A 16,117-nucleotide genomic window follows, 5' to 3' on the forward strand; every position below is an offset into this window, starting at 1 on the left:
CACGCTGCCCCGGCTACCCTTGCACGCATGGAACGCGAGCCCCCGCATCGCCCGCATGGCGCTGAACACCCGGCGCTGGACCGCGTCCGCCGCGAGGGGCGTTGGTGGTGGCTGCAGGCGCGCCATGCGCGCCGGATCTGGCGCTGGGCGCTGCTGGCAGCGCTGGCGGTGTTCGTGCTGCTGGTCCTGCTGCGCAAGCCGCTGGCTGATTGGTTCTGGGATGAGCCGCAGATCGAACAGCTGCTGGCCGAAGGGGATCGGGCGCTGGCCGCCGGGCGCCTGAGCGATGCTGATGGCAGCGGTGCACGCGAGCGCTACCAGGCAGTGCTGGCACTGGATGGCGATCGGCCGCAGGCGCGCCAGGGCCTGGCCAATACCGGCGCGGCAGCGTTGCAACAGGCCCGCGACCGCCTGCAGGCCGATGACCTGGAGGGCAGTGCACGGGCACTGGCACTGGCCCGCGAACTGCAGGTGCCGCAGGCTGAAGCCGAAGCGGTTGCCCGTCAGTTGCAGGCGCGACGCAGTGCCGGTGCGGGAATCGGGGCATTGCTGGCACAGGCGCGCAATGCGTTCGCGGCCGGGCGCCTGGATGACGGCGAGAGCAGTGCATTGCCCCTGTTCCAACGCATCCTGGCCCTGCAGCCGGACAACCTGCCCGCACTGGAAGGGCGCGAAGACGCATTGAGCGACCTGCTGCAGCAGGCGCGCATGCGGGCCGGGCGAGGGGAGCTTGCCGACGCAGCGGCGATCCTGCGCCGCGCCCGTCAGTTCGATGCCGGGCATGCCGATCTGCCAGCCAGCGAGGAAGCCCTGGCGCGCGCGGTCGACCAGCGCCTTCGGCAGGCGCAGCGTTCGTTGCAACGGCAGCAGCTGGACGCAGCGGCCAGGGGCTTCCTGGCGGTGCTGGCGGTGGCCGCCGATGATCCCAACGCCCAGCGCGGGCGTGAGCAGGCCTTGCAGGCGGTGGTGGCGCGCAGCCAGAAGCTCGCCGACGATTTCCAGTTCGACGCGGCGCAACGTGATGCGGCATTGGCCGTGGAGCTGGGGGCGTCGCAGGCAGTGCAGCAGCAGCTGACGCAACGCCTCCAGCGCGCGCGGCAGGCGCAACAGGCCCTGCAGCAGCCTGCGGTCAGCAGTGCGCAGCGCGAACGCCAGCTGCGCGACCACCTGCGGAAGATCGAGCGCGCCGAGCGTGCAGGACAGTGGATCAGCCCGCCGGGACACAGCGCGTTCGACGCGCTGCGCGAAGCCCAGTCACTGGCGCCCCGCGACGCGCGGGTGAAGGCCGCTGCCGCGCGCCTGCTGCCCGCCAGTCGCCGCTGCTTCGACGACAATCTGCGGCAGAACCGCGTACAGGCCGCAGGTGCCTGCCTGCAGGCCTGGCAGACCCTGTCACCGACTGCGTCGGGGTTGCCCTCGGCGCGGCTGCGCCTGGCCCAGCGCTGGCTGGCGATCGGCAGCGAACGGCTCGGCAGCGGCGACCTGGCCTTTGCCGAACATGCCGCCGAACAGGCGCGGTTGCTGCAACCGGACCTGGCCGAACTGCCGGCGTTTGAAGATCGCCTGCGCCGCGCCGGTGGACGGGTGGACTAGTCGAAGAACACGCGCTGCACGGTTGCGCGGGCGGCTTCGAGCGAGAAATGCTCGGCGACATTGGCCAGACCGGCGTCGGACAACTGTTGCCACAACTGCGGATCCTGGTACAGGCGGATCACCGCATCGGCGAATCCTTCGGCGTCGTCGGCCACCAGCACATCCTTGCCCGGGTGCAGGTGCATGCCTTCCACGGCGCACGTGGTACCGACCACCGGCTGGCCATGGGCCATGCTCAGGTTGATCTTGCCCTTCACTCCGGCGCCGAACCGCAGGGGTGCGATGGCGATGCGCGCGCCGTCCATGTAGGGCGTGATGTCTTCGACGAAGCCGTGCATCTGCACGCCGGGTTGGCGCGCGGCCAGTGCCAGCAGCGATTCCGGGGCCGCCGCGCCGATGCAGTGCAGGCGTACCTCCGGCAGGCGGGCACGGATGCGCGCGAAGACCTCGCCGATGAACCATTGCATGCCATCCAGGTTCGGCGGATGGCGGAAGCCACCGACAAACACCAGGTCGTGGCGCTGCTCGAACGCCGCGCCGGCACCGGCAACCTCGTGCAGGTTGGAGATCAGCTCCACCCGCACCCGTGGCGCATCGGCCTGCAGCTGCTCGCGCTCTGCGGCACTGACCAGCACCGTGATGTCGCACTGTTCCATCACGGCCAGTTCGCTGCTGCGGGTGCGTTCTGCGGCGCGCAGCAGGGCCGCATCGCCGGCCACTTCGGCACCGCGGCGTTCACGCAGGTAGTGCAGGTCGACGGTGTCGAACACCGTGCGTGCCTGCGGCGCATAGCGCTTGAGCAGGGGCAGGCACTCGTGGGCGACGTGGTGGCGCACCAGCATCGCCACGTCGAACCGCGAGCCGTGGCTGCGCAACCAGCCGGCCACGCCGTCAAGGAACGGTGCGTACCAGACTTCCACGCCCATCCGCTGCAGCGCTTCGGTCGCCGCGCCGGCATGCTCGCGCCGGGTCGGCACGAACACCACATGCGCACCGCCCTGCAGCAGCAGGCGCATCAGATTGACCTGGCGCAGCGATCCGGAATCACGATCCGGCTGCGGCACTTCCTCGTCCAGGATCAGCACCTGGCGCCGGCCGCGCAGCAGCAACGCCGGCGACGGCACGTCGCCGACCGCCGGGTGGCGGGCCAGTTCGGCGGCCCAGCGGGCGGCGAAGATGGCCTGGTTGCGCACCTGGTAGGCCTTCACCCCGCTGCCGGTGTCGGTGCCGTTGCTGGTGCCTTCGTCGTGGACCACCCGGCTGGCCGGCTGCACCAGCACGCGCAGGCCATGTGCACGCACGCGGAAGGCCAGGTCGGTGTCCTCGTAGTACGCCGGCCTGTAGCGGGTATCGAAGCCATCCAGCTGCTGCCACAGCGCGCGCGGCAGCATCAGCGCCGCACCGGAGCAGTAGTCGACGTCGCGGAGGCTGGCAAAGCGCGGGTCGTCAGCCGCTTCGAAGCGGCCATAGCTCCAGCCACTGCCATCGGTGAAGATCACGCCGCCCGACTCCTGCAGGCGGCCATCCGGGTACAGCAGCTGGCTGCCGACCAGGCCGGCGCCGGGCACACTGCCGAAGGTATCCAGCAGGGCATCAAGCCAGCCGGGTTGCGGCACGGTATCGTTGTTGAGCAGCACCACGTAGCGGCCGCGTGCGCGCGACACCCCATCGTTGCAGGCGTCGATGAAGCCGCCGTTGTGCTCGCGTACTTCATAGCGCAGCCCGGCCACCTGCGGCATCCACTGCACGGTGGCATCGCTGCTGCCGTCATCCACCACCAGGATCTCGCATGCGGCCGCCGGCGGATGCGCCGCCAGCGCGCGCAGACAGGCCAGGGTGTGGTCGACATGGTTGTAGACCGGAATGATGATGCTCACCTCCGGCGACGCGCTGAACGGCACCGCGAAGGGGGCGAACTCCTGGGCTGGCGGCAGGAACAGCGGCGTGCGCGGTGCGGGAACGGCGCGCTGGGTGTGCACGCGGATGCGTTGCCAGGTGGCCCGCCAGCCACGGGTGCGCAGGCTTGCCAGGCTCCGGCGGGCCAGGCCCGACAGGCGGTTGATCAGGTATCGGATCTCGGCCAGGGACATCGCCATCCGGTTGCAACTCCAGCTTAAGCAGGGGAACCCGGGAGAACCCGCCAGCCGCAGCGGCTGGGGTAGACTCGCCAGACCCTACATTCTCGCATTCCCGTGCCCCGACGCTACGATTCCGACGACATCGACGATTTCGACGACGACGACCAGCAGGACAGCGGTCCGCTGTGGCGGCGCCGGCTGATCACCTGGAGCATGGCTGCGGTCGCGTTGGGACTGGGGTTCCTCATTCCCTATACGCTGTACCTGAACCAGCAGGTGACCCAGCGTTTCGGCGAGCTGCGCTGGCAGATCCCGACGCGCGTGTACGCGCGCCCGCTGGTACTGACCCCCGGCAAGGCGATGGATGCGTCCACGCTGAAGACCGAGCTGGCCGCCTCGGCCTACCGCGATGACGGCCAGGGCAAGGAGCCGGCCACCTACGCGGTGAACGGCGGGCGCTTCGTGATCGCCAGCCGCGGCTACAACGACGTTGACGGCCGGGTGGCCCCGCGCCGGGTGGAACTGACGCTGGCCGATGGCGGCGTGGCCTCGCTGCGTGACGCCGACAGCCGCAAGGCGTTGAAGGCGGCGCGGCTGGATCCGGCGCGTATCGCCACCCTCTATGGGCAGAAGCAGGAAGAACGCCGGCTGATCCGCATGGACGAGGCGCCGGACCTGCTGGTGACCGGCCTGCAGGCGGTGGAGGACAAGGACTTCAACCGCCACCACGGCATCGACCTGTCCGGCATCGCGCGCGCCGTGTGGGTGACGATCCGCTCCGGTGGCCAGAGCCGCCAGGGCGCTTCGACGCTGACCCAGCAGCTGGCCCGCAGCGGCCTGCTCGGCATCGGCAAGGAACAGACGATCACCCGCAAGTTCAATGAAGTGCTGTACGCGCTGATCATGGAAGCGCGCTACGACAAGCGCACCATCTTCGAGGCCTATCTCAACCAGGTGTACCTGGGCCAGCGCGGCAGCCAGGCGATCCATGGCATGTCCTCCGGTGCCGAGTTCTGGTTCGGCCGCGACCTGCAGTCGCTGGAGACCGAGCAGATCGCCCTGCTGATCGGCCTGGTCAAGGGACCGTCCTTCTACGACCCGCGGCGCAACCCGGAGCGCGCGCTGGATCGCCGCAATTTCGTGCTGGGCAAGCTGCACGAGGCCACGCTGATCGACGACGCCGAGTACCAGCGCGCACTGAAGGCACCGCTGGGCGTTCCCAAGACGCCGGGCCTGGTCGCGGCCAACCGCTTCCCGGCCTACGTTGACCTGGTCCGTCGCCAGCTCGGCCATGACTACCCGGAATCGGCGCTGCAGGGTGCGGGCCTGAGCGTGATGACCGGCATGTCGCCGTCCGCGCAGGCCTACGCCGAAGGCGCGGTGACCCGCACCATCAAGTCGCTGGAAAGCAAGCGCCGCCCCGAGCTGCAGGCCGGCATGGTGCTGACCGACGTGCACAACGGCGACGTGCTCGCGGTGATCGGCAGCCGCGAGGTGTCCGAGGTCGGCTTCAACCGCGCGATCGAGGCGCAGCGTCCGGTCGGTTCGCTGCTCAAGCCGTTCGTCTACCTGCTGGCCCTGGCGCAGCCGGACCGTTACTCGCTGGCCAGCTGGGTCGATGACTCGCCGGTGACGGTGCAGCTCGGCCGCGGCCGCAACTGGAGTCCCGGCAACGCGGACAACCGCAGCCACGGCACGGTGCGCCTGATCGACGCACTGGCGCATTCCTACAACCAGGCCACGGTGCGCGTGGGCATGCAGGTCGGCCCGGAGCGCGTGACCCAGCTGATCCATGTCCTGGCCGGCATCAAGGCCGACGCCAACCCGGCGGTGATCCTCGGCTCGACCGACCAGAGCCCGTACGCGATGGCGCAGCTGTACCAGTTCCTGGCGTCCGGCGGCGAGATCCAGCCGCTGCACGCGGTGCGTGGCGTGCTCGATCCGCAGGGCAAGCTGCTCAAGCGTTACGACAAGACGCCGGCACCGGCACAGGAAGGCGACTCGATTGCCGCCAACCTGATCAGTGTCGGCCTGCAGCAGGTGGTCGCCAGCGGCACCGCGCAGCGGCTCAATGCCGACGGCCTTGGCCGCCTGCAGCCGGCCGGCAAGACCGGTACCACCAACGACGGGCGCGACAGCTGGTACGCCGGCTACACCGGCGATCACCTGGCGGTGATCTGGATCGGCAACGACCAGAACGAGCAGGCCGGCCTGTATGGCGCCACCGGTGCGATGCGGGTCTGGTCGGGCATCTTCCAGCGCCTGCCGAGCGCGCCGCTGCGGGTCAGCAACAAGGGCCTGGACTGGCAGTCGGTCGCCCCGACCGGCCTCAACAGCACCGATGAAGGCTGCCCCGGCGCGCGCCGTTTCCCGTTCGTGGTGGGCTATGCCCCGGCCTACGCCCCGTGTGCACCGGCCGCGCCGCCGGACGGGCAGGGCGAGGCTGAAGGCGAGGGCGGTGGCTGGCGCAGCTGGTTCGGCCTGGACCGCAAGCCGGACGCCCCTGCCGAGCCTGCCGCCGCCTCTCCTCCGCCAAGCCGATGATGCCGATGAACATGCGAATCCTGCTGCAGCCCCTTGCCCTGACCGGCCTCAGCCTGGCCCTGGCCGCCTGCGTCAGTACTGCACCGCCGGTGGTCAAGCCGGTGGATACCACGACGCCGGCGCAGCGGCTGGCCGCGGTGGACGCGGCCGCGGGCCCGGATGACAAGGAGTTGTCGGTGCAGCCGCTGCGTGATTCGCAGGTGGAAGACCTGCGGCTGACCGCACAGGCGCAGCGCCAGGCCAACGACCTGGCCGGTGCCGCCAGCAGCCTGGACCATGCGCTCGACATCGTGGCCGGGGACCCGGCCGTGCTGCAGGAGCGGGCTGAACTGGCGCTGCTGCAGGGCCAGTGGGCGCAGGCGGAGACGTTCGCACGCAAGGCGGTGGATCTGGGTTCGAAGACCGGGCCGCTGTGCCGCCGGCACTGGGCGACGATCGAACAGTCGCGCCTGGCGCGGGGCGAGAAGGAGAATGCGGTGTCGGCGCACGCGCAGATTGAAGGCTGCACGGTGCCGGGGATCAAGCGGTACTGAATTTCCAGCCAACGGCGCAGCCCCTCGTGGCTGTGGGTTGGTCGCTGAAGCCAGAAGCAAAAGCCGCGCTTGGCCGGGCGGGGTGGGTTCGCGGGGGACGCCGTGAGCCCGTCCCTGGGGGCTTGGCCGCGGCATCCATGCCGCGGACACCCCCGCGAACCCACCCCGCCCGGCCTCTGACAGTTTCCGTGTGCGTCCAGCCACGGAAAAGAAAAAGAAAACCAAAAGCGGGTCGCGCGCTGCGCGCGCGCGGTAATTCATCCTCTTTCCCCGTTCCCTCCACCGCTTTTGATAACCCAGCCGAGCAAGCTCGACTCTACGAAGCGCGTGCCTCCGTCACCGGGACACTGTCGAAGGCGGGGGACTGTGGGTTTGCGGGGTGTCCGCGGCATGGATGCCGCGGCCAAGCCCCCAAGGACGGGTTTACGGCGTCCCCGCAAACTCACAGTCCCCCGCCTGCCCTCAGTGCAACCCAGAGCCATGACTGTCGTTGCCGTTGCTGTTGCCCTGGCTTGAAACGGGTGCCGGGCAGCGCCCGGCCGGGTATCCTCTCCCTCTGATGTCCGACCTTGTCCATGCCAGCCGCGAAGCCCTCAGCGACGGCGGCGCGCTCGCCTCGCACCTGGATGCCTTTGTCCCGCGTCCAGCACAGCTGCACCTGACCGAAGCCATCGCCGACGCGCTGCAGCAGCGTGACCTGCTGCTGGCCGAGGCCGGTACCGGCACCGGCAAGACCTTCGCCTATCTGGTGCCGGTGCTGCTTTCCGGGCTGCGCACCATCATCTCCACCGGTACCCGCGCGCTGCAGGACCAGCTCTACCATCGCGACCTGCCGCGCGTGCGCCAGGCGCTCGGCGTCGGCCTGCGCAGTGCACTGCTGAAGGGGCGCGCGAATTACCTGTGCCGCTACCGCCTGCAGCAGGCCCGCGGCGAACCGCGGTTCTCCAACCCCGAACAGGCCGCGCAGTTCCAGCGCATCCTGGCCTGGTCCGGTCGCTCGGAGTTCGGCGACATCGCTGAGCTCGATGGCCTGGCCGATGATTCGCCGCTGCTGCCGATGGTCACCTCCACCGTCGACAACTGCCTGGGTACCGATTGCCCGTTCTGGGATGACTGCTTCGTGGTGCGTGCGCGGCAACGTGCGCAGGCCGCCGATGTGGTGGTGGTCAACCATCACCTGCTGCTGGCCGATCTGGCCCTGAAGCAGGACGGTTTTGGCGAACTGCTGCCGGGGGCGCAGGCCTTTGTCATCGACGAGGCACACCAGTTGCCCGAACTGGCTGCGCAGTTCTTCGGCGAGGGGTTCGGCATGCGCCCATGGCAGGAACTGGGCCGCGACTGCCTGGCCGAGGCGCGCGGCGTAGGGGGCGCGCAGTCGGCCCTGCAGGAACCGGTGGATCAGCTGCAGCAGGCATTGCTGGCGCTGCGTTCGGCGATGGAAGGGCTGCCGCTGCGGGGTACGCAGTGGCGTGCGCTGGCCATGCCGCAGGTCCGCGACGGATTCGATACGGTGATGGCCGGCCTGGTGACGCTCGAGCAGGCTTTGCAGCCGCTGCGCGAAGCGGCGGCGGGCCTGGATGCCTGCCATGCACGGGCGCGCGAGGCAGTCTCGCGGCTCGGTCGCTGGCTGGGCGATGATGCGCCAGCGCTCGATTTCGATACCGACCCGGCCGACGCTGCCAGTCCCGCCGATGTGCTGTGGTACGAACTCACGCCGCGCGGGTTCCGCTGCCAGCGCACGCCGATGGATGTGTCCGGCCCATTGCGCGAGCATCGCGAACGCAGCCGTGCGGCGTGGATCTTCACCTCGGCCACGCTGACCGTGGGCGGTGGTTTCGACCATATCGCCACGCGCCTGGGCCTGGACGATCCCCACACGCTGGTCCAGCCAAGCCCGTTCAACTGGCCCGAGCAGGCGTTGTGCTACCTGCCCGAAGGCCTGCCCGATCCGGCGGCGCGCGGATTCGGCACCGCGCTGATCCAGGCCCTGCGGCCGGTGCTGCAGGCCTCGCAGGGCAGGGCGTTCCTGCTGTTCGCCTCGCACCGCGCCTTGCGCGAGGCCGCCGAGGCACTGCGGGATGGGCCATGGCCGTTGTTCGTGCAGGGCGAGGCACCACGCGCAACACTGCTGCAGCGCTTCCGCGAGTCGGGCAACGGCGTGCTGCTCGGTTCGGCCAGTTTCCGCGAAGGCGTGGACGTTGTCGGCGAAGCGCTGAGCGTGGTGGTGATCGACAAGCTGCCGTTTGCGGCACCGGACGATCCGGTCTACGAAGCGCGGCTGGAGGCGATCCGCAGCCAGGGCGGCAATCCGTTCCGCGACGAACAGCTGCCGCAGGCGGTGATCGCCCTGAAGCAGGGCGTCGGCCGCTTGATCCGCAGCGAAAGCGATCGTGGTGTGCTGGTGTTGTGCGATCCGCGCCTGCTCAACCGGGGGTATGGCCGGGTCTTCCTGGATTCACTGCCGCCGTTCCGCCGCACCCGCAGCCTGGCCGATGTGCAGGCCTTCTTTGCGCCACAATGGGCGCCCGTGGCCGACGATGCGGCTGCTCCGGAGGCCACCGTGGCGGGCCCGGAGCCCACTCACGGTGCCACGTTCCCCCTGTTCTGACCCGATCCGATGAAACTGCTCGCCTTTGAAACCGCCACCGAAGCCTGTTCCGTTGCCCTGCATGTCGATGGGCAGGTGCTGGAACGGTTCGAGATCGCCCCGCGCCGGCATGCCGAGCTGAGCCTGCCATGGGCCGAGGCGTTGCTGGCCGACGCCGGCATCAGCCGTCGCCAGCTCGATGGCATCGCGCTCAGTCGCGGCCCGGGTGCATTCACGGGCGTGCGCCTGGCGATTGCCATCGCCCAGGGCATCGCCCTCGCGCTGGACCGCCCGCTGCTGCCGGTCTCGACGCTGCAGGTGCTGGCGCTGCGCGCACCGGCCGGGGAAACGCAGCTCCTGTCGGCGATCGATGCGCGGATGGGCGAACTGTATGTCGCCCGCTTCGAGCGCGTGGACGGCCTGCCGGTGGCGCGCGATGCCGAGCGCGTCTGCGCGCCGGCGGCGGTGGCGTTGCCGGAAAGGCTGTCCGTCTACGGTGTGGGTACCGGTTTCGCCGCAGCCGAGGGTGCGCTGGTCGCGCAGCTCGGTACAGGCCTGCGCGGTTTCGACGCCACGGCATTGCCGCGTGCGTCGGACGTGCTCGCACTGGCGGTGCCGGCGTTCGCGCGCGGCGAAGCCATTGCACCGGAGAAGGTCGAGCCGGCCTACCTGCGCGACAACGTGGCGCTGACCCTGGTCGAGCAGCAAGCCGCGCGCGAGGCGAAGGCGAAGGCCAACGGCTGAGCCCCTCGTGGCGGGATTGGTCGCGTAGATCAAAAGCCGTGGTTTGGCCGGGCGGGTGGGCTGCGCAGGGGGCGCTGCAAGTACGTCCCTGTAAGCTCGGTCGCCGCATCCATGCGGCTCACGCCCCTGCGCAGCCCACCCGCCCGGCCACTGACAGTTTCCGTGTGCGTCCGCCACGGAAAATCAAGAAAAGAAAAGTCAAAGTCAAAAGCGGGTCGCTTCGCTCGCATCCACGCGTGGCGTGGATGTGTGTCGACCAAGGTCGACACCTATCAACAGCGGAGCGGGACGTGATACGCCGCGATCTGTCAGAGGTGGGGCGGTGTGGGCTTGCAGGACCGTTGGCGCCATGGATGGCGCCATCGAGCCCCCATGGATGGGTTTACGGCGTGTCCTGCAAGCCCACACCGCCCCGCCAAACTCAAAGCCCAACCGCCGCTTTTGACGTTGACGTTGACGTTGACGTTGACGTTGACGTTGACGTCCAGCGGGTCCCGGGCCGCAGGCCCGAGCAACAAAACCCTACCGGTCGTCGTGCAGGGTGCCACCCGGCAGGAACACCCACGTGCGGGTGACCTGCAGGATGTCGATCTCGTCCTCGGTCTTCGGCAACGGCGGGAACGGCTGGGCCAGCTGCACCACCCGCAACGCCGCCTCATCCAGCAGCGGCGTCCCGCTCGAACGCAGGATCCGGCTGCTCTCCACGCTGCCATCGCGGCGCACGCCGACGCTGATCACCACCTGGCCGCCGAGCCGGCGCTGCCGGGCCTCGTCCGGGTAATTCAGGTTGCCGACGCGCTCGGCGCGGTCGACCCAGGCGCGCAGGTAATTGGCGTAGGCATATTCGCGCGTGCTGGCCGACACGAACTTGCGGTTCGGGCGCTTGGCGTACTGCGCCGAGCGCAGATGCACCTCGGCCGCCAGCCGCGCCATTTCGGCATCACGCTGCTCACGTGCCGTCAGCGGTGCATCCGGTTCCGGCTGCTCCGGTGTCGGGCGCGCCTGCGCCTGGGCCACCGCCTCTTCGCCGTTGCGGCTGCTGACCACCCGCGCCTGCGGCGGGGGCGCCGGGGCGGCCGACTGCTGCTGTTGCGGTACCGGGCTCAGTCCGGCCTGGGCCTGCGGCACGATGCCGGCCTGGTTGTCGCGTGGGCGCTGCGCACGGTCGTGCTCGCCACCGCCCTCCTGGCTGGCCGCGGCAAGGAAGTCGGCCTGCTTGGGCGTCAGCGCAGTGCGCGTCTGGCTGAAGATCACCTCCAGCGTCGGCACCAGGGGTGCATCGCCCTTCACCGCAAAGCCCACGCCCAGGATCAGCAGGGCGTGGACCACGACCGACAACGCAACGGTGGCGCCCAGCCGTTGCGCTTCGCGCCGCGGCGGCGGCAGGACGGCGGGTGCGGCCTCCATCAGCGCAGGCCGGCCTCAAGCGCGTCGAACAGGGTGCCAGCGATGTTCAGGCCGTACTGCGCGTCCAGCTCGCGCACGCAGGTCGGGCTGGTCACGTTGACTTCGGTCAGGTAATCGCCGATCACGTCCAGGCCGACGAAGCGCATGCCACGGCGCTTCATCTCCGGCCCGACCTGGGCGGCGATCCAGCGGTCACGCTCGCTCAGCGGGCGGCCTTCGCCGCGGCCGCCGGCCGCGAGGTTGCCGCGGAACTCGTCACCCTGCGGGATGCGCGCCAGGCAGTAGTCGACCGGTTCGCCGTCGACCAGCAGGATGCGCTTGTCGCCGGCCGTGATGTCGGGAATGAACTTCTGGGCCAGCGCCAGCCTGCGGCCGCCGTCGGTCAGGGTCTCCAGGATCACGTTCAGGTTCGGATCGCCCTGGCCGCTGCGGAAGATCGAGCGGCCGCCCATGCCGTCCAGCGGCTTCAGCACGGCCTGGCCGTGTTCCAGGGCGAAGGCCTTCAGCGCCTTGGCATCGCGGCTGACCAGGGTCGGCGGGCAGCACTGCGGGAACAGCAGGGCGGCCAGCTTCTCGTTGTAGTCGCGCAGCCCCTGCGGGTTGTTGACCACGCAGGCGCCGGCGGCGGCGGCCACGTCCAGCACCTGGGTGTCATAGACGTACTCGGCGTCGACCGGCGGGTCCTTGCGCATCAGCACGATCTGGCCGGGACCGAACGCGGTACGGCTGAACGCGCCCAGCTCATACCAGCCGGCCGGGTCGTCGCGCACCTGCAGCGGCGCGGTCTGGGCGACCGCCACGCCACCTTCCAGCGCCAGGCCGCCCGGTCGCACGTAGTGCAGGGCATGGCCGCGGCGCTGGGCTTCCAGCAGCATGGCGAAGGTGGTGTCCTTGGCGATCTTGATGTGGGCGATGGGATCCATCACCACGATGACGTTCAACGGCATGGGCGCACCTGTCAGGCAAGGCGTTGATGGTAGCGGCAACGCTGGCCGCGCGCCTCCCCGGCGGACTGCAACGCAGCGTCCGCCTGCCGGCGGCGCAGTCATTGCGAACCCGGTCACGTTCAGCCCGGTGCTACCCCCTGCGCGGCAGGCCGGCCTTGAAGCGGGCGCGGAAAGTGCGATATAGATACGCTTTCGCAGCGGCTCCCGCCAGAGATTGGGCCGTGCGCTTGGGGATAGGCAATGACTGAAAACACGACTGCGGGCGGGGAACTCGCAGGACTCCGGGTGATGGTCATCGATGATTCGAAGACCATCCGCAGGACTGCGGAAACGCTGCTCAAGCGCGAAGGCTGCGAGGTGGTCACCGCCACCGACGGCTTCGAAGCGCTTGCCAAGATCGCAGACCAGCAACCGCAGATCATCTTCGTCGACATCATGATGCCGCGCCTGGATGGGTACCAGACCTGTGCGCTGATCAAGGGGAACCAGCTGTTCAAGGCGACCCCCGTGATCATGCTGTCATCCAAGGATGGTCTGTTCGACAAGGCGCGGGGGCGCATCGTCGGCTCGGAGCAATACCTGACCAAGCCTTTCACGCGCGAAGAACTGCTGGGTGCCATCCGCACATACGTCAACGCCTGACCAGGGGGGAAAGGCACAATGGCTCGTATCGTCCTGATCGAGGATTCACCGACCGACCGCGCGGTGTTCACCCAGTGGCTGCGCCGTGCCGGCCACGAGGTGCTGGAAGCGGACAACGCCGAGGATGGCCTGCAGCTGGTCCGCGACCAGGTGCCGCAGCTGGTGCTGATGGACGTGGTCCTGCCCGGCATGAGTGGCTTCCAGGCCACCCGGGCGATGGCCCGCGATGCGGCGATCAAGCACATCCCGGTGATCATCGTCAGCACCAAGGCGATGGAAACCGACAAGGCCTGGGGCCTGCGCCAGGGCGCGGCCGATTACATCGTCAAGCCGCCGCGCGAGGATGAACTGATCGCGCGGATCAACGAACTGGTGGCCTGATGCGCTCGCCCTTCGACATTCTTGAAGCCTACGAACGACGCAGCCTGGCCCATGCAGTGCAGCTGCCCGGGCGGCAGTTCGCCCAGGACCTGTGGCGTGGCGTGGGTTACCGCGTCGGCCAGCGCCGGCTGGTGTCCGATTTCCGCGAAGTGGTGGAAATCGTGCCGATGCCGCCGGTGACCCCGGTACCCTGCGCGCAGCCCTGGCTGCTGGGCGTGGGCAACCTGCGCGGCAACCTGTTCCCGGTGGTCGACCTGAAGTACTTCCTGGAAGGCACGCGCACCGTGCAGCAGGAAGGCCAGCGCGTGCTGATCATGCGCCAGGCCGGCGGCGACGTCGCACTGACCATCGATGAACTGTTCGGCCAGCGCAGCTTCGAGCTCGACCAGCAGATCGAAGCGGGCACGCTGGCCGAAGGTCGCTACGGCCATTTCGTTGACCGTGCCTTCCATGCCGACGGCCACGACTGGGGCGTGTTCTCGCTCTCGCTGCTGTCGCGCACCCCTGAATTCCGGCAAGCCGCGGCCTGAGGCCGGGCATCGCCCCCTGCATTGAAGATCGAGGTTGAACGATGAGTACTGCTTCGGACGCCACCAAGACCGGCAAGCTGCGGCTGGGCGGCAGCAACCTCTGGCTGTTCCTGCTGCTGGCATCGATGATCCTGTTCGGCGTCAATACCGGCGTCGCCACCTGGCAGGGCAGTCGCCTCGCCGACGCCGGTTCCAAGGCCGCCGACCTGCAGGTGCTGTCGCAGCAGCTGGCCAACCAGGGACGTGACGCGGTCGGCGGCAATGCCCAGGCCTTCACCGCCTTCAAGGCCACCCGCAACGCGATCGAACAGAACGTGTCGACGCTGCAGGGCCGCTATGGCAAGGAGCCGGGCGTGTCCGGCGCCATCGCCACCCTGGGCGAAACCTGGGCGCCGCTGGGCAAGCAGGCCGGGCAGCTGGTGGCCAGCGAGCCGGCGGTGCTGGCGCTGGCCGGCAATGCCAACAACTTCACCGGCGCGGTACCGGGCCTGCAGGCCCAGCTGAACGAGCTGGTGCGCGCGATGTCCGCCTCCGGCGCCCCTTCGTCGCAGGTGTACAGCGCACTGCAGCAGGTGGTGGTGGCCGGTTCGATGGCGCGCCGCGTGACCGAAATGCGTGCCGGTGGCAGCGCCGCAGCGACCTCCGGTGATGCGCTGGCGCGTGACATCACCGTGTTCTCGCAGGTGCTCGACGGCCTGCGCAATGGCAACGAGGAACTGGGCATCACCGCCGTGCGCGGCGGCGCCGCCGTGGCCGCACTGGAGCAGTCGCAGCAGAAGTGGGAAGCGATGAAGCAGGACGCCGACGCGATCCTGGCCAGCTCGCGCCAGCTGTTCGCGGCGCAGTCCGCCGCCACCGCGCTGGGCCAGGGCTCGGCCCACATGCTGGACGACAGCCGCAAGCTGTTCGATGCGTTCTCCTCGTTCGGCTCGGTCTCCGACACCCGCCTGTTCCCGAACTTCTGGATCGGCGTGGTGTCCGGCGCGCTGTCGCTGATCGCGATCATCGGCTTCGTCTCCACCAACGTGCGCAGCCGCTCGCGCGAACAGGAACTGCGCTACCAGACCCAGGTGGAATTCAACAGCCGCAACCAGCAGGCGATCATGCGGCTGCTGGACGAAATCTCCTCGCTCGGTGAGGGTGACCTGACGGTGAAGGCGTCGGTGACCGAGGACATGACCGGCGCGATCGCCGACGCGATCAACTATGCGGTGGACGAACTGCGCCACCTGGTGACCACCATCAACGACACCTCGGCCAAGGTCGCGATGTCCACCCAGGAAACACAGGCCACCGCGATGCAGCTGGCAGAGGCGGCGGGCCACCAGGCCAACCAGATCACCTCCGCCTCGGACCGCATCGGTGAAATCGCAGCGAGCATCGAGCAGGTGTCGCGCAACTCGGCCGAGTCGGCCGACGTGGCACAGCGCTCGGTGGTGATCGCCGCCGAAGGTGCCGGCGTGGTGCGCGAGACCATCCAGGGCATGGACCAGATCCGCGACCAGATCCAGGAAACCTCCAAGCGCATCAAGCGCCTGGGTGAGTCGTCGCAGGAAATCGGTTCGATCGTGGAACTGATCAATGACATTTCCGAGCAGACCAACATCCTGGCGCTGAACGCGGCGGTGCAGGCTGCGTCGGCGGGTGAAGCCGGCCGGGGCTTCGCGGTCGTGGCCGACGAAGTGCAGCGCCTGGCAGAACGTACCTCGGGTGCGACCCGACGCATCGAAAACCTGGTCCAGGCCATTCAGGCCGATACCAATGAAGCGGTCACCTCGATGGAGCAGACCACGGCCGAAGTGGTATCCGGTGCGCGCCTGGCCGAGGACGCCGGTACCGCGTTGACCGAGATCGAGCGCGTGTCCAACGCTCTCAATACCCTCATCAAGAACATCTCCATCGCTGCCCAGCAGCAGTCGGCCGCGGCCTCGGACATCACCCGCACCATGGGCGTGATCCGGCAGATCACCGGCCAGACCTCGCAGGGTGCCGGGCAGACCGCAGAGTCGATCGGCCACCTCGCGCAGCTGGCGGCGGACCTGCGCCGTTCGGTCGCCGACTTCAAGCTGCCGGCGTGACGCGGGCAGGGCGGCGAGCAAGGAACCAGTCGATGAAGCATTTCCATTCCCCA

General features: G+C 69.1%; 12 protein-coding genes. 9 read left to right on the forward strand and 3 right to left on the reverse strand.

Annotation, left to right across the window (positions count from 1 at the left end; all coding sequences use genetic code 11):
• The first annotated feature begins 27 nt into the window (after positions 1 to 27).
• Positions 28 to 1,593: a hypothetical protein gene (locus AC5P9C_RS10450; RefSeq protein ID WP_049466501.1), complete on the forward strand. Its 1,566-nt coding sequence runs from the start codon at positions 28 to 30 to the stop codon at positions 1,591 to 1,593.
• On the opposite strand, the gene AC5P9C_RS10455 is transcribed toward AC5P9C_RS10450, so the two are convergent.
• Complete coding sequence (locus tag AC5P9C_RS10455; RefSeq protein ID WP_103282532.1) at positions 1,590 to 3,689, reverse strand: glycosyltransferase; 2,100 nt, start codon at positions 3,687 to 3,689, stop codon at positions 1,590 to 1,592. The genes AC5P9C_RS10450 and AC5P9C_RS10455 overlap by 4 nt on opposite strands.
• Positions 3,690 to 3,785: 96 nt before the next feature.
• Between AC5P9C_RS10455 and mrcB the strand changes: the two genes are divergently transcribed.
• The 4 genes from mrcB to tsaB all read left to right on the forward strand — a co-directional run bounded on the left by mrcB (position 3,786) and on the right by tsaB (position 10,079).
• On the forward strand, positions 3,786 to 6,215 hold the full coding sequence (gene mrcB / locus AC5P9C_RS10460; RefSeq protein ID WP_049466504.1) for a penicillin-binding protein 1B: 2,430 nt from the start codon (positions 3,786 to 3,788) through the stop codon (positions 6,213 to 6,215).
• Positions 6,212 to 6,748, forward strand: a complete 537-nt coding sequence (locus AC5P9C_RS10465; RefSeq protein WP_080355539.1) for a hypothetical protein — start codon at positions 6,212 to 6,214, stop codon at positions 6,746 to 6,748. Before mrcB ends, AC5P9C_RS10465 begins: the two co-directional genes overlap by 4 nt.
• A 559-nt stretch (positions 6,749 to 7,307) precedes the next feature.
• Positions 7,308 to 9,356 carry a DNA repair helicase YoaA gene (yoaA, locus tag AC5P9C_RS10470; protein ID WP_150826933.1) on the forward strand — a complete coding sequence of 683 codons (2,049 nt, stop codon included), beginning with the start codon at positions 7,308 to 7,310 and terminating at the stop codon, positions 9,354 to 9,356.
• A 9-nt stretch (positions 9,357 to 9,365) separates the two neighbouring features.
• Positions 9,366 to 10,079 carry a tRNA (adenosine(37)-N6)-threonylcarbamoyltransferase complex dimerization subunit type 1 TsaB gene (gene tsaB, locus AC5P9C_RS10475; RefSeq protein WP_343541803.1) on the forward strand — a complete coding sequence of 238 codons (714 nt, stop codon included), beginning with the start codon at positions 9,366 to 9,368 and terminating at the stop codon, positions 10,077 to 10,079.
• Positions 10,080 to 10,601: 522 nt separating this feature from the next.
• Here the strand turns inward: tsaB and AC5P9C_RS10480 are convergent.
• On the reverse strand, positions 10,602 to 11,486 hold the full coding sequence (locus tag AC5P9C_RS10480; RefSeq protein ID WP_049468077.1) for an energy transducer TonB family protein: 885 nt from the start codon (positions 11,484 to 11,486) through the stop codon (positions 10,602 to 10,604).
• Entirely contained in the window at positions 11,486 to 12,433 is a 948-nt protein-coding gene (gshB, locus tag AC5P9C_RS10485) for a glutathione synthase (protein ID WP_057494962.1), read from the reverse strand. Before gshB ends, AC5P9C_RS10480 begins: the two co-directional genes overlap by 1 nt.
• 240 nt (positions 12,434 to 12,673) lie before the next feature.
• On the opposite strand from gshB, the gene pilG reads away from it, so the two are divergent.
• Genes pilG through AC5P9C_RS10505 form a run of 4 tightly spaced genes read left to right on the forward strand, consistent with a single transcriptional unit; the run spans position 12,674 to position 16,064 of the window.
• Positions 12,674 to 13,075, forward strand: a complete 402-nt coding sequence (gene pilG / locus AC5P9C_RS10490) for a twitching motility response regulator PilG (RefSeq protein WP_005418455.1) — start codon at positions 12,674 to 12,676, stop codon at positions 13,073 to 13,075.
• An 18-nt stretch (positions 13,076 to 13,093) separates the two neighbouring features.
• Positions 13,094 to 13,456 (forward strand): response regulator, encoded by a 363-nt coding sequence (locus tag AC5P9C_RS10495; RefSeq protein ID WP_005410717.1) that lies wholly within the window; start codon positions 13,094 to 13,096, stop codon positions 13,454 to 13,456.
• Positions 13,456 to 13,986 carry a chemotaxis protein CheW gene (locus AC5P9C_RS10500; RefSeq protein WP_049468081.1) on the forward strand — a complete coding sequence of 177 codons (531 nt, stop codon included), beginning with the start codon at positions 13,456 to 13,458 and terminating at the stop codon, positions 13,984 to 13,986. Before AC5P9C_RS10495 ends, AC5P9C_RS10500 begins: the two co-directional genes overlap by 1 nt.
• Before the next feature lie 41 nt (positions 13,987 to 14,027).
• A complete protein-coding gene (locus AC5P9C_RS10505; RefSeq protein WP_049468083.1) occupies positions 14,028 to 16,064 on the forward strand; it encodes a methyl-accepting chemotaxis protein in 2,037 nt (678 codons plus the stop codon).
• The last annotated feature ends 53 nt before the right edge of the window (positions 16,065 to 16,117 follow it).

This window comes from Stenotrophomonas sp. YJH_SMC_10 (assembly GCF_059371555.1).

Coding starts and splice junctions, on each gene's coding strand:
- AC5P9C_RS10450 (WP_049466501.1), top strand. CDS start 28: ATGGAACGCGAGCCCCCGCATCGCCCGCATGGCGCTGAACACCCGGCG.
- AC5P9C_RS10455 (WP_103282532.1), bottom strand. CDS start 3,689: ATGGCGATGTCCCTGGCCGAGATCCGATACCTGATCAACCGCCTGTCG.
- AC5P9C_RS10465 (WP_080355539.1), top strand. CDS start 6,212: ATGATGCCGATGAACATGCGAATCCTGCTGCAGCCCCTTGCCCTGACC.
- yoaA (WP_150826933.1), top strand. CDS start 7,308: ATGTCCGACCTTGTCCATGCCAGCCGCGAAGCCCTCAGCGACGGCGGC.
- tsaB (WP_343541803.1), top strand. CDS start 9,366: ATGAAACTGCTCGCCTTTGAAACCGCCACCGAAGCCTGTTCCGTTGCC.
- AC5P9C_RS10480 (WP_049468077.1), bottom strand. CDS start 11,486: ATGGAGGCCGCACCCGCCGTCCTGCCGCCGCCGCGGCGCGAAGCGCAA.
- gshB (WP_057494962.1), bottom strand. CDS start 12,433: ATGCCGTTGAACGTCATCGTGGTGATGGATCCCATCGCCCACATCAAG.
- pilG (WP_005418455.1), top strand. CDS start 12,674: ATGACTGAAAACACGACTGCGGGCGGGGAACTCGCAGGACTCCGGGTG.
- AC5P9C_RS10495 (WP_005410717.1), top strand. CDS start 13,094: ATGGCTCGTATCGTCCTGATCGAGGATTCACCGACCGACCGCGCGGTG.
- AC5P9C_RS10500 (WP_049468081.1), top strand. CDS start 13,456: ATGCGCTCGCCCTTCGACATTCTTGAAGCCTACGAACGACGCAGCCTG.
- AC5P9C_RS10505 (WP_049468083.1), top strand. CDS start 14,028: ATGAGTACTGCTTCGGACGCCACCAAGACCGGCAAGCTGCGGCTGGGC.